The organism is Sphingomonas sp., from assembly GCF_042095875.1.
Classification (GTDB): Bacteria; Pseudomonadota; Alphaproteobacteria; order Sphingomonadales; family Sphingomonadaceae; genus Sphingomonas.
In genome coordinates this window covers 1-12888 of sequence record NZ_JBELMJ010000003.1, presented here as the reverse complement: position 1 = coordinate 12888, position 12888 = coordinate 1, and the positions used below count along the sequence as shown (strand labels likewise).

14 protein-coding genes are annotated in these 12888 nt (G+C 69.4%); 6 read left to right on the top strand and 8 right to left on the bottom strand.

Going from position 1 to position 12888, the window contains the following annotated elements:
* A partial coding sequence (locus ACFDS6_RS01815; protein ID WP_375270401.1) for a Brp/Blh family beta-carotene 15,15'-dioxygenase occupies positions 1-666 on the top strand: 666 nt, incomplete at its 5' end.
* Positions 667-880: 214 nt separating this feature from the next.
* On the opposite strand, the gene mltG is transcribed toward ACFDS6_RS01815, so the two are convergent.
* The 6 genes from mltG to ACFDS6_RS01785 all read right to left on the bottom strand — a co-directional run bounded on the left by mltG (position 881) and on the right by ACFDS6_RS01785 (position 6846).
* Positions 881-1849 (bottom strand): endolytic transglycosylase MltG, encoded by a 969-nt coding sequence (gene mltG, locus ACFDS6_RS01810; RefSeq protein WP_375270400.1) that lies wholly within the window; start codon positions 1847-1849, stop codon positions 881-883.
* A gap of 13 nt (positions 1850-1862) precedes the next feature.
* On the bottom strand, positions 1863-3119 hold the full coding sequence (fabF, locus tag ACFDS6_RS01805) for a beta-ketoacyl-ACP synthase II (RefSeq protein WP_375270399.1): 1257 nt from the start codon (positions 3117-3119) through the stop codon (positions 1863-1865).
* A gap of 127 nt (positions 3120-3246) precedes the next feature.
* Positions 3247-3483, bottom strand: a complete 237-nt coding sequence (locus ACFDS6_RS01800; RefSeq protein ID WP_019515010.1) for an acyl carrier protein — start codon at positions 3481-3483, stop codon at positions 3247-3249.
* Positions 3484-3612: 129 nt separating this feature from the next.
* Positions 3613-4353 (bottom strand): 3-oxoacyl-[acyl-carrier-protein] reductase, encoded by a 741-nt coding sequence (fabG, locus tag ACFDS6_RS01795; RefSeq protein WP_375270398.1) that lies wholly within the window; start codon positions 4351-4353, stop codon positions 3613-3615.
* Positions 4354-4376: 23 nt separating this feature from the next.
* Positions 4377-5336 carry an ACP S-malonyltransferase gene (gene fabD, locus ACFDS6_RS01790; RefSeq protein ID WP_375270397.1) on the bottom strand — a complete coding sequence of 320 codons (960 nt, stop codon included), beginning with the start codon at positions 5334-5336 and terminating at the stop codon, positions 4377-4379.
* Positions 5337-5388: 52 nt separating this feature from the next.
* A complete protein-coding gene (locus tag ACFDS6_RS01785) occupies positions 5389-6846 on the bottom strand; it encodes an ArnT family glycosyltransferase (protein WP_375270396.1) in 1458 nt (485 codons plus the stop codon).
* A 206-nt stretch (positions 6847-7052) separates the two neighbouring features.
* On the opposite strand from ACFDS6_RS01785, the gene ACFDS6_RS01780 reads away from it, so the two are divergent.
* The 4 genes from ACFDS6_RS01780 to rplI all read left to right on the top strand — a co-directional run bounded on the left by ACFDS6_RS01780 (position 7053) and on the right by rplI (position 8873).
* Positions 7053-7409: an RcnB family protein gene (locus tag ACFDS6_RS01780; protein WP_375270395.1), complete on the top strand. Its 357-nt coding sequence runs from the start codon at positions 7053-7055 to the stop codon at positions 7407-7409.
* Positions 7410-7584: 175 nt separating this feature from the next.
* Complete coding sequence (rpsF, locus tag ACFDS6_RS01775) at positions 7585-8037, top strand: 30S ribosomal protein S6 (RefSeq protein ID WP_375270394.1); 453 nt, start codon at positions 7585-7587, stop codon at positions 8035-8037.
* The gene (gene rpsR, locus ACFDS6_RS01770) at positions 8037-8261 is read left to right on the top strand and encodes a 30S ribosomal protein S18 (protein ID WP_010163758.1); all 225 of its coding nucleotides are present in this window, start codon (positions 8037-8039) and stop codon (positions 8259-8261) included. Before rpsF ends, rpsR begins: the two co-directional genes overlap by 1 nt.
* Positions 8262-8273: 12 nt before the next feature.
* Positions 8274-8873 (top strand): 50S ribosomal protein L9, encoded by a 600-nt coding sequence (gene rplI / locus ACFDS6_RS01765; RefSeq protein WP_375270393.1) that lies wholly within the window; start codon positions 8274-8276, stop codon positions 8871-8873.
* Between the two features lie 504 nt (positions 8874-9377).
* Here rplI and ACFDS6_RS01760 read toward each other — a convergent pair.
* Both ACFDS6_RS01760 and mutL read right to left on the bottom strand, forming a co-directional pair.
* Positions 9378-9869 carry a MarR family winged helix-turn-helix transcriptional regulator gene (locus ACFDS6_RS01760; protein ID WP_375270392.1) on the bottom strand — a complete coding sequence of 164 codons (492 nt, stop codon included), beginning with the start codon at positions 9867-9869 and terminating at the stop codon, positions 9378-9380.
* Between the two features lie 91 nt (positions 9870-9960).
* Complete coding sequence (gene mutL, locus ACFDS6_RS01755; RefSeq protein ID WP_375270391.1) at positions 9961-11733, bottom strand: DNA mismatch repair endonuclease MutL; 1773 nt, start codon at positions 11731-11733, stop codon at positions 9961-9963.
* A gap of 134 nt (positions 11734-11867) precedes the next feature.
* Here mutL and ACFDS6_RS01750 point away from each other — a divergent pair.
* The coding region (locus tag ACFDS6_RS01750) for a rod shape-determining protein (RefSeq protein WP_375270390.1) at positions 11868-12888 on the top strand (1021 nt) is incomplete at its 3' end.

Below are 12888 nucleotides of genomic sequence, written 5' to 3'. Positions count from 1 at the left end.
CTCGTCTACTGCCTCGTCGCGCTGACGACGTTGCTGTGGTGGACGACCGATCCCGCCGTCGCCCTTCCCGCCTTCCTGCTCGCTTCCGCCTTCCACTTCGGCGTGGAGGACGCGCCCGACGGCACGATCGGGGAGCGCGTGGCGCGCGGAACCGCGCTGGTCGCGGGCCCCGCGGCGCTGCACGCGACCGATTACGCCGAGCTGTTGCGGGTGGCGGGCGGACCGTCATCCTCGCTGCCCGGGCTGGCGCCCGTCCTGGCCGGCGCGGGCGGGCTCGCCTGCGGCATCATGCTGCTGCTGGCGGTCCGCCGACGCGACCTGCGGTTGGCGCTGGGGATGGTCGCGCTGCTGTGCCTGCCCCCGCTCGTCGGGTTCACGCTCGGCTTCCTGATCCTGCACGCACTGCCGCAGACGATCGAGCGTCGCGACCGGCTCGGCTGCGCCACCACCGCGTCGTACCTGCGATCGGTCGCGCCCGTCTTCGGCGGCGCGCTGCTCGCGACCGGCCTGATCGTCGCGCTGTTGCTGCACGTCGAACCGAGCGGCGTGCGCGGCCTGTTCGCCGCGATCGCGTCGCTCGCGATCCCTCACCTGCTGGTGACGCCCTGGTTCGAGGCGCGGCAAGCGGTTGGTCGTCCTGCACGAGCGGCGGACCTAACCTGCTGAGATCGCTGATAAGCGCCGCGTCAGCGACTTACGACCAGCTGTCTCAGTCGACATCCCGGACTTGATCCGGAATCCCGCTGCCTTTTCCTGCCGTAGTTCAGAAGCGGGACCCCGTATCAAGTCCGGGGTGACGGAAGAAAGAGGCGAGACGCACCAGGAAACAAGGCGCGAGCGCCAGTGTCAGACCCTGTAACCGATGCGATAGAACCCAGCGCTACATCTCTCCGCGCGCGCGGCGAATCGCGTACCATTTCTTTACGTTCGCATTGTGCTCGGTCAGTGTGTCGGCGAACACGTGCCCGCCGGTGCCGTCCGCCACGAAATACAGCGCCTTCGTCTGCGCCGGGTCCAGCACCGCGTCGATCGACAGGCGCCCCGGATTGGCGATCGGCCCGACCGGCAGCCCCGGCGAGGCGTAGGTGTTGTAGCCGTTGTCCGCGCGCAGCTCCGACTGGCGGATGCGGCGGCCGAGCGGGCGGCCCTTGGTGATCGGGTAGATGACGGTCGGGTCGGCCTGGAGCGGCATGCCGATCCGCAGCCGGTTGGAATAGACCGCCGCGACCATCCGCCGCTCCGACGGCTTGCCCGTCTCCTTCTCCACCACGCTGGCGAGGATCACCGCCTCCTGCGGCGTTCGGGCGACCGTCGTCGGACGGCGCTTCGCCCAGGCTTGTGCGACGTATTTCTTCATCGCCGCCTGCATCCGCGCCAGCACCGCCGCGCGCGTCTCGTCGCGCTCGAACGAATAACCGTCGGGCAGCACCGATCCTTCAGCGGGCACGCCGACGCTGCCGGTCAGCGCGTCGGCCGCCATCAACTTGTCGCGCACCATGACCGAGGGCAGCCCCTCCGGGATCACGACGAGCCGCTGGACCGCGCGGCCGCCCTGCAGGATCGACAGGATCGACGATTCGCTCGCACCCGCGGGGATCGCGAACTCGCCCGCCTTGATCGAGCCCGACCCGCCGAACAGCCGCGCGCGCAACCGGAAGCGCGAGGCGGAGCGGATCGCGCCCGCCTTCTCCAGCTGCGTCGCCGCGCTCGCCAGGCTGGAGCCTTGCGCGATCTCGACGTTCATCGGCTTCGTCGCCGGACCGCTGCCCGACCAGCCGAGCAGCACCCACGCGGCCGCGACGATCAGAACCAGCCCGGCGATCAGCGCCAGACAACCGGGACGGCGCATCGGTGTCAGTCCCTCAGATCGACTTCATGACCAGCGAGGCGTTGGTGCCGCCGAAGCCGAAGCTGTTGTTGAGCACCGCGCGCACCTGCCGCTTCTTCGCGGTCAGCGGGACGAGGTCGACGCCCTCGGTGCCCTCGTCGGGATTGTGGAGGTTGAGCGTCGGCGGCACGATCTGATCGCGCAGCGCCAGGATGCAGAAGATGCTCTCCACCGCTCCGGCACCGCCCAGCAGGTGGCCGATCGCCGACTTGGTGCTCGACATCGACGCACCCGACAGATCGTCGCCGAACACGCGCTTGGCCGCCGCCAGCTCGATCGTGTCCGCCATCGTGGAAGTGCCGTGCGCGTTGATGTAGTCGATCTCGCCCGGCTCCATCCCCGCCTTGCGCAGCGCCATGCGCATCGCATTCTCGGCGCCCTTGCCCTCGGGGTGCGGCGCCGTGACGTGATAAGCGTCGCCCGACAGGCCGTAGCCGACGACCTCCGCGTAGATCTTCGCACCGCGCGCCTTGGCGTGCTCGTATTCCTCCAGCACGACGACGCCCGCGCCCTCGCCCATGACGAAGCCGTCGCGATCCTTGTCGTACGGGCGGCTCGCCTCGGTCGGGCGATCGTTCATGCTCATGTTGAGCGCGCGCGCCTGCGCGAAGCCCGCGACGCCGAGCGGGTTGACCGTGCTCTCCGCGCCGCCCGCCAGCATGATGTCGGCGTCGTCGTCGCGGATCATGCGCGCCGCGTCCCCGATCGAGTGCGCGCCGGTGGAGCAGGCGGTCACGACCGAGTGGTTGGGACCCATCAGCCCGTATTTGATCGACACCTGCCCGCTGATCAGGTTGATCAGCCGGCCGTGGACGAAGTGCGGGCTGACCCGGCCGGGGCCGCGCTCGTGCAGGTTGATCGACTCGATCTCGATCCCCGGCAGCCCGCCGATCCCCGATCCGATCGACACGCCGGCGCGCAGCTTGGTCGCGTCGTCCATGTCGGTCAGCCCGGCATCCTCCAGCGCCTGCCCCGCCGCGTCGATGCCGTAGACGATGAACGGGTCGACCTGGCGCTGGATCTTGTGGTCGACGCGCTTGTCGGCATCGAAGCCGTATTCGTGGTCCGCGGGCTTCACCTCGCACGCGATGCGGCACTTCTGGTTCGACGCGTCGAAGCGCGTGATCGGCCCGGCGCCCGATTTGCCGGCGATGAGATTGGCCCACGCGGTCTCCACGTCCGCACCGAGCGGGGTGACGAGGCCGAGACCGGTGACGACGACGCGACGCATAGGCATTCCTTCTTCACCCCTGGCGCGCGGCGCATCGTGCGCGGGTGTCTTCTCAAACCGAAACGGCTCCCCGCCCTCTAGACGAGGATGGGGAGCCGCTCAAATCTCGACTCTCCGAGTGAAGGGATCAGCCCTTATGCTCGTCGATGTAGGTGATCGCGTCCTTGACGGTCGTGATCTTCTCGGCGGCGTCGTCGGGGATCTCGACCCCGAACTCTTCCTCGAACGCCATCACCAGCTCGACGATGTCGAGGCTGTCCGCGCCCAGATCGTCGATGAAGCTGGCATCCTCGGTCACCTTGTCGGCTTCGACGCCGAGGTGCTCGACGACGATCTTCTTCACGCGGTCGGCAGTCTCGCTCATGGTAATCCCTCTTCTTCTTGGGGGGTCAGTAACTTCCTGAACGCAGGTAGAACGGGGAGCGTTTCGTGACAAGTGCGACGTTCGACGGCGCGGGACACCGGCCGGTCGCACTCCGTCGCGCCATCGCCGCTACACCATCGCCATACCGCCGTTGACGTGCAGCGTCTGGCCGGTGACGTAGCCGGCTTCCTTCGACGCGAGATAGACCACCGCCGCGGCGATGTCCTCGCCCGTGCCCAAGTCTCCGTTGGGAATGCGGTCGAGCAGCGCGCTCTTCTGCGCCTCGGGCAGCACGTCGGTCATCGCCGAGCGGATGAAGCCCGGTGCAACGCAGTTTACCGTGATGTTACGGCTGGCGAGCTCCTGCGCCAGCGCCTTGGACATGCCGACCAGCCCCGCCTTCGACGCGGCATAGTTCGCCTGCCCCGGATTGCCGGTCTGCCCGACGACCGAGGTGATCGACACGACGCGGCCGAAACGCTGCTTCATCATCGGCTTGGCCGCCGCGCGGATCAGCCGGAACGCGGCCTCCAGGTTGACGCGGATCACCGTGTCCCATTCCTCGTCCTTCATCCGCATCGCGAGGTTGTCGCGCGTGACCCCGGCATTGTTGACGAGGATGTCGAGCCGCCCGCCCAACGCCTGCACCGCCGCGGGTACCAGCCCATCGACCGAGGCGGCGTCCGACAGGTCCGCCGGCACCGCGACGTGATCGCCGTCCAGCGTGGCGCGGAAAGCCTCCAGCTTGTCGGCGTTCGAGCCCGACACTGCGAGCCTGGCGCCCTGCGCCGCCAGCCCGCGCGCGATCGCCGAGCCGATGCCACCCGACGCGCCGGTGACCAGCGCGGTCATGCCTGAAAGATCGAACATGCTTCTTCTCCTCAGCTCGTGGGTCAGAGCGTCTTGGTCAGCGCTTCGACGTCGTCCATCGTCACCACGCTGGTGACGGTCGCGTCGGGTACGATCCGCTTGACCATCGGCCCCAGCACCTTGCCGCCGAACTCGACGAACTCGGTCACGCCCGCGTCCGCCATCGCCAGCACCGACTCGCGCCAGCGCACGCGCCCCGTCACCTGCTCGACCAGCAGCCGCCGGATCGCGCCCGGGTCGGCCACCGCGGCCGCATCGACGTTGGCGAACACGGGGACGAGCGGCGCGCGAAGGTCGGCCTCGGCGAGCGCCGCCTCCATCGCGGTCGCGGCGTCAGCCATCAGCGCGCAGTGGAAGGGGGCGGAGACCGGCAGCAGCACCGCGCGCTTCGCTCCCATCTCCTTCGCCAGCGCGACCGCGCGCTCGACCGCGGCGCGGTGGCCCGAGATCACGACCTGCGACGGATCGTTGTCGTTAGCGACGGTGCAGACCAGCTCAGCACCGCCCTCCGCCAAGATCGAATCGACCGCGGCGCCCGCGATCACGCCCGCCTTCTCGACGTCGGCGCCGAGCAGCGCGGCCATCGCGCCCTCGCCGACCGGCACCGCCGCCTGCATCGCGCGCCCGCGCAGTTTAAGCAGTCGCGCGGCGGTCGCGAGGTCCAGCGCCTCGGCCGCGCACAAGGCGCTATACTCGCCCAGCGAGTGACCCGCGACGTAATCCGCCTTGTCGGCCAGCCGCACGCCGCCCTCGTGTTGCAGCACGCGCAACGTCGCGATCGCGTTCGCCATGATCGCGGGTTGCGCGTTCTCGGTCAGCGTCAGGTCGTCGGCGGGGCCTTCCCACATCACGCGGCTTAAGTGTTGGCCGAGCGCGTCGTCGACCTCCTCGAACACCGCGCGCGCGGTCGGCGACGCGTCGGAGAGCGGCTTGCCCATGCCGACCGCCTGGCTGCCCTGCCCGGGAAAAATAAATGCGCGCATCGCCCTCTCCATGCGTGAAGGGCTGCGCTGCTAGGCGCGGGGGCGGGAGCGGTCAACCGGAGCGGCGGACCAGCACGGCCTCCGGGCTCGGCGCGAACATCCGCCTGGCGACCGCGCCGGGCACCAGCGGCTCGAGCCCCAGCGCGCGCAGGATCGCGCCGATGCGCGTCGGCGGCGAGGGATAGCGCGCCACCACCTGCCCCGCCGGCGCGTGCTCCGCCTCGGCGATCTCCAGCCCGCCGGCGCGCGCGGGTGCGTAGCGCAGGTTCTCGCGGCCCGCGTACAGCATCGGGATCAGCGCGCGGCGCACCGTCTGCGGGTCGGCTGCAATCACCTCGCGCGGGTGCTCCGCCGATGCCGCGACCATCGCCTCCATCACCCAGCGCGGATGCGCGTTGCCGACGCCCATCAGCAGCAGGTTGCTCGACACGACCGCGACCAGCACCACCGTCCGCCAGACCGCCGACAACCGCGCCGCCCAGATCGCGACGATCACCACCGCGGCGAGCGCGGGCAGCGTGAAGTAGCGCGGGTTGAGCACCAGCTTGCCGTAGAGCACTGCCACCAGCAGGAACATCGCGCCCGCCATCGCGGCGAGCACCACCATGCGCGGCCGCTGCGCGCGCGGCACCGCGCCCCAGGCGCCCAGCGCCACCGCCGCGCCCGCGACCCAGAACAGCAAGCCGAAATCGTCGTTGACCAGCAGCACCAGCAGCGGATCGACCGGCGGCCACAGCAGGAAATTGCCCTCCATGTTCGCCGCGCGGTCGATATGATCGTCGTGGTTGAACGCGATGGTGTAGCGGCGCAGCGGATCGCCGGTCAGCGCCCATTGGTACAGCGCCTCGCCGCCCAGCACGATTGCGAGACCGACACCCACCGCGATCAGCACCCCGCGCGGCACCGGGCGACCCATCAGGAACAGCGGCACCAGCCCGACCAAGGGCAGCACGCTCGTCTCGCGGCACAGGATCGCGACGCCGAACGCGACCCCCGCCGCGACGCCGCGCGCGTAACCGGCGCGGTCCGCGCGCGCGCCGCCCAGCAGCATGACGCCCAGCACCAGCGCCGCCGCCTCGATCAGGTCGACCGACACGGTCGTCGCGTGACTTACGATCACCGGCAGCGTCGCGGTCAGCAAGGCAGCGATCCACCCGGCCCGCGCCCCCGCCACCTTGGCCGCGAACGCGCCCGTCACCGCGATCAGCACAGCATAGAAGATCATCGCCGTCACCGCGAAGGCCGCGAACCCCTGCCCCATCGCGCGCAGCACCGCGGCGAAGGTCAGCGTCAGCGGGAAGCGCGTGGTCCAGTGGTTGTCGCCCGCGAACGGCGGCTGCGTCATCACCTTCATCGCGCCCTGCCAGTAGAGCGAATCGTCCGACGCCTCGAACCCGATCCACCCGATCCACAGCGCCGTCGCGGCGCAGGCGAGCAGCGCCAGCAGCCACGGCAGCGCGCGGGCGCGCCCATCCGCGTCGGCGCGGTGAAAGGTGTGATGCATCTTCATGCGCGCCGGCCTAGCCCGGCGCCGCTTGCGATTTGGTTGAAACGGGCGAAATCGCGTGCTTCCTGACGCGCCGTTCAGGATGGCTCGGAAACCGCGACAAATTGCGACCAATTGGCGCTCGCTGCGACACGGGGCCGCGACGAACGCTTCCTAACTTGGTTCTCGACGGCGGGTGACGCCGCCGCAGATCAACGGGAGCCACGATCATGTTCAAGAAGATTATCTTGTCCGCCATTTCCGCCTCGGTCGCGCTGACGCCGATCGTCGCCGCCTCCGCCGAGGCGCAGACCCGCACCGTCACCACGGTGAAGGAGCGTCGCAACGGCACGGTCGTCCAGCGCACCGTCACGCGGCAGAACAACGCGCGCGCCTGGCGCGCCGGCCAGCGCTTCGACCGCCGCTACGCCCCCAATTACCGCGTGATCGACTATCGCCAGTATCGCGGTCGCGGCCTCTACGCCCCGCCGCGCGGCTATCGCTGGGTTCGCTCGGGCCGCGACGCGGTACTCGTGGCGAACCGCGGCGGCACCGTCCGCACCGTGGTGACGCGCATCTATCGCTGATCCGCCGTGCCTTCCGCCCGGCTTGCGCCGCGGGCGTGATTGCGGCATAGCGACGACACGTTCGGGGCGGGGTGGCTCAGCCATCCCGCCCTTGACGCGTTTGATTACACGACAGCCGGAGGGGCGGTGCGCATGGGGCGTCCGTCAGCGATCGGCCAACAGAAGAAGGTAGCACATGGCTCTCTACGAGCACGTGTTCCTTGCGCGCCAGGATCTGGCACAGGCGCAGGTGGACACGCTGGCTGAAAACGCCAGCAAGATCGTGACCGACCACGGTGGTCGCGTCGTGAAGACCGAAAATTGGGGTTTGCGCTCTCTCGCGTACCGCATCGCGAAGAACCGCAAGGCGCATTACGTCATGCTCGAGATCGACGCACCCGGCGACACCGTCGCCGAGATCGAGCGTCAGGCCGGCATCAACGAAGACATCATCCGCTACATGACCGTCCGCGTCGACGAGCTGGAGCAGGGTCCGACCGTCATGATGCGCAAGCAGGAGCGCGACCGCGAGCGTCGTGCCGACCGCGGCGAGCGTGGTGGTGAGCGCGGCGACCGCGGTGATCGCGGCGACCGTGGTGGTGATCGCGGCGGCGACCGTGGCCCCCGCCGTGAGGAGGAGTTCGCGTAATGGCCCGTCCGTTTTTCCGTCGTCGCAAGTCGTGCCCGTTCAGCGCCAAGGATGCGCCCCGGATCGACTACAAGGACGTCCGTCTGCTCCAGGGCTTCGTGTCCGAGCGCGGCAAGATCGTGCCCTCGCGCATCACCAGCGTGTCCGCCAAGAAGCAGCGTGAGCTCGCGCAGGCGATCAAGCGTTCGCGTCACCTGGGCCTGCTGCCCTACATCGTGAAGTAAGGAGTAGCAGACATGGACGTCATTCTGCTCGAGCGCGTCGAGAAGCTCGGCGCCATCGGCGACGTGGTCAAGGTGAAGGACGGGTTCGCCCGCAACTTCCTCCTGCCGCGCAAGAAGGCGCTGCGCGCCAACGAGGCCAACCGCAAGGTGTTCGAGGCCAACCGCGCCCGTATCGAGGCCGACAACGCGGCGCGCCGCGGCGACGCCGAGAAGGAAGCCGGCAACTTCAAGGACGCGCAGATCACGCTGATCCGCCAGTCGTCGAACACCGGTCAGCTCTACGGCTCGGTGGCGGTCCGCGACTTGGTCGAGGCATTGGTCGCTGAGGGCTACAAGGTCACCAAGAGCCAGGTCGTGCTCGATCGTCCTATCAAGGCGATCGGCCTGTACGACGTCAAGGTGCAGCTGCACCCCGAGGTCGTGGTGAACGTCAAGGTCAACGTCGCGCGCTCGCCCGAAGAGGCCGAGATGCAGGCGTCCGGCGTCGACGTCATGCAGCAGGTCTTCGAGGAAGGCCGCGACCAGGGCGGCTTCGTCGAGGCGTACGACCCGAACGCGGAGCCCGGCGCTACCGCCGAGGTCCAGCAGGACCAGGATCAGGCGCAGGGCTGACGCCCGCGCCATCCCGGCAAAAAGAAAGGCCGCTCGGGAAACCGGGCGGCCTTTTCCTTTGAGTAACGTGCGCCGAGCGAAGGCGGCATCGCCTCACGGGTTCATCAGCACCGCCGTGATAACCGCGGAGAACGGGATCAGCGCGAGGACGACGGGGAAAAGCTGCTTCATGGCATCACCTTGCGACCATATTCGTGTTGCGCGGTAGAATGCGCGAGCCGCGATAGGGTTTCCCGCAGATTAACGAAGGCGGCGAGTGACCTGCCTATCGGGGAAAGGAGCCAACCGGCGCAGCCCACGTGCCGGTCACTGTCGCGGCGGACCGAACGAGCACGCGCTGTCCTACAGCGAGGCACCTCGGCTACGCCCACTCGGTTCTTTGCCGCGTCGAAATCCCGTCCGCCCGCGCCCACCATTCACGCGGTCGCGCCGCCCGCCGATCGCTCCGGCACGAACGCGCGTTGGCCTCACCTTAGCCTCACCTTCCGATCGAACAGCCGCCGGTCAGAGCCGCTGCACCGTACGGAACTGCACCCGCGCCTCCTCGCCCATCAGGTGCTGCAGCACGATCCACAACCCGGTGACCGCCTCGCTACCCGCCGCCCGGTACGCGCGCACCACATTGTCGTGCAGGTCGTCGAAGATCGCCTTCTCCAGCTTCGCCCCCTCGGGCGTCAGCTTGAGCAGCCGCTGCCGCCGGTCGCGCTCGCCGGTGTGCTGCTCCATCAGACCCTTGGCGACCAGCTGCTTGGCGACGCGCCCGAACGACTGCTTGGTGATCCCCAAGATCGCGAGCAGCGCGGTCACGTTGATCCCCGGCTGCCGCGCGACGAAGTACAAGATCCGGTGATGCGCCCGCCCCAGCCCCAGCTCGGCGAGCGTGTCGTCGGCGTGCCGCAGGTGGCGGGTGTTGGAGAAGAACAGCAGGTCCATGCCGCCGCGAATCGTTTCTTCACGGAGGAACTCGTCGCCGGGCGGAAGCAGGATCTCGGTCATGGGGCCACGATGCCGTGTCGATCTAGGTTAAGCTAGACCCGTTGCGCGATCGGTAGCGCTACCGCGTCCCGCTTTCGCGCCGCGGATCGGATCAGCGCCTGCCGAACAGCCGCTCGATGTCGCCGTGCGCCAATTTGACCCAGGTCGGTCGCCCGTGATTGCACTGCCCCGAATGCGGCGTCGCCTCCATCTCGCGCAGCAGCGCGTTCATCTCGGCGACCGACAGCACCCGACCCGCGCGCACCGACCCGTGGCACGCCATCGTCCCCGCGATCGCGTCCAGCCGCTCGCGCAAGCTCAACGCCTCGTCGTAGGCGGCGAGCTCGTCCGCCAGGTCGACGACGAGCCCGCTCGGGTCGGCACTGCCGAGCAGCGCGGGCGTCGCGCGCACCAGCATCGCGCGCGGACCGAAGCGTTCCAGCTCCAGCCCCAATTCGGCCAGCTCGCCCGCCCGCGCCTCCAGCCGGTCGCACGCCGGCTCCTCCAGCTCGACCACCTCGGGCAGCAGCAGCGCCTGGCTCGCGACCGTGCCGCCCGCCAGCGCGCCGCGCATACGCTCCAGCACCAGGCGCTCGTGCGCGGCATGCTGGTCAACCAAGACCAGCCCGTCCTCTGCCTCCGCAACGATATAGGTCTTGCTCACCTGCCCGCGCGCGACGCCGAGCGGATGGTCGCGCCTCTCGGGCGGCGGCGCCCAGGCGGGCTCGGCGCGCGCGAGCGGCGGGGCCGCGATGAAGCTGGGCCGACGCTCGTTCACGTAGGACGGCGCCGTCGCGGGCCGGTCGAGCAGGCCCGCCTGCGTCGCGCTGCCGCTCCACGCCGCCGCCGGCTCCTGCTGCCACATCGCGAGCGCGTCCTCGCTCGGCCGCTGCACCGCGCGGTGCCCGGCGGCGTCCAGCGCGCGGCGCAGGCCCGAGACGATCGTGCCGCGGATCATCGCTGGGTCGCGGAAGCGCACCTCGGTCTTCGCCGGATGCACGTTCACGTCGACCAGGTCGCTCGGCAGGTCGAGGAACAGCGCCACGACGGCGTGGCGGTCGCGCGGCATCATCTCGGCGTAGGCACCGCGGATCGCGCCCAGCAGCAGGCGGTCCTTCACCGGTCGCCCGTTGACGAACAGATACTGGTGATCCGCGACCCCCCGGTGGAACGTCGGCAGTCCCGCGACTCCGCCCAGCACCACGCCGTCGCGCTCCAGGTCGATCGCGACCGAATTGTCGGCGAGCGCGCGGTCGGTCAGCGCCGCGACGCGCGAAGGACGATCGTGCGATTCGGCCACGCTCAGCGTTCGCCGACCGTCATGCTCGACCGCGAAGGCGATGTCGGGCCGGGCGAGCGCCAGCCGGCGTACCACGTCGAGACAGGCACCGTATTCCGCGCGCGGCGAGCGCAGGAACTTGCGCCGCGCCGGTACGCGCGCGAACAGCCCCTCGACCACGACCCGCGTCCCCGGCGGCAATGCGGCTGGCTCCTCGCGCACCACCACGCCGTTGTCGACCACGCGCGCCCAGCCGTCCGCGCCCGCCGGCCGGCTCTCAATCGTCACGCGCGCGACGCTCGCGATCGAGGGCAGCGCCTCGCCGCGGAAACCCAGCGTCTCGACCCGGTCGATGTCCTCGTGCGGCAGCTTGGAGGTCGCGTGACGCTCCAGCGCGAGCGCGATCTCGGCGGGCGCCATGCCGCAACCGTCATCGGTCACCGCGATCCGCTCGACCCCGCCCGCGGCAAGTTCAACCGCGATACGCGTGGCGCCGGCGTCGATCGCGTTCTCGATCAATTCCTTCAACGCACTGGCCGGTCTTTCCACCACTTCACCGGCGGCGATCCGGTTGACCAGATGCTCGGGCAGACGACGTATTGACACGGTGGTGTCCCTAGCCCAAGCGGCCTCATCCCGCGACCTGAAAGATTGAATTCGCGAAGCCGCCCGCGTGGCTTCGACGGGCCGGGCACAGGCAAGAACCGCCGGCCAACGGCGCCATACGGAACGCAGCTCACATGGTCTTCTCGCGCTTGTTCAAGATGTCCTCGCACGACATGGCGATCGATCTCGGAACGGCGAACACCGTCGTCTACGTCCGCGGTCGCGGCATCGTGCTCAACGAACCGTCGGTCGTCGCCGTCGAGACGATCAACGGGCAGAAGCGCGTGAAGGCGGTCGGCGACGACGCCAAGCTGATGATGGGCAAGACGCCGGGCACGATCGAGGCGATCCGTCCCTTACGCGACGGCGTCATCGCTGACATCGACGTCGCCGAGCAGATGATCAAATATTTCATCGAGAAGGTGCACGGTCAGCGCCGCTTCATGCGCTGGCCCGAGATCGTGATCTGCGTGCCCTCGGGCTCGACCAAGGTGGAGCGCCGCGCGATCCGCGACGCGGCGCAGAACGCGGGCGCGAGCCAGGTGTGGCTGATCGAGGAGCCGATGGCGGCCGCGATCGGCGCCGACATGCCGGTGACCGAGCCGGTCGGCAGCATGGTGGTCGACATTGGCGGCGGCACGACCGAGGTCGCGGTGCTGAGCTTGCGCGGCCTCGCCTACACCACCTCCGTCCGCGTCGGTGGCGACAAGATGGACGAGGCGATCGTGTCCTACGTGCGTCGCAACCACAATCTGCTGATCGGCGAGGCCACGGCCGAGCGGATCAAGCAGGAACTCGGCTGCGCCAAGCCGCCGGTCGACGGGATCGGCAAGACGGTGTTCGTCAAGGGCCGCGACCTCGTCAACGGCGTGCCGAAGGAAATCCCGATCACCCAGGCGCAGATCGCCGAGGCGGTCAGCGAGCCGGTCGCCGCGATCGTCGACGGCGTGCGCATTGCGCTGGAGAACACCGCGCCCGAACTCGCCGCCGATATCGTCGACCAGGGCATCGTCCTGACCGGTGGCGGCGCGCTGCTGCAGGGGCTCGACGAGGTGTTGCGCGACGAGACCGGCCTGCCCGTGACCATCGCCGACGATCCGCTGATCTGCGTCGCGATCGGCACCGGACGCGCGCTGGAGGATCCGATGTTCCGCG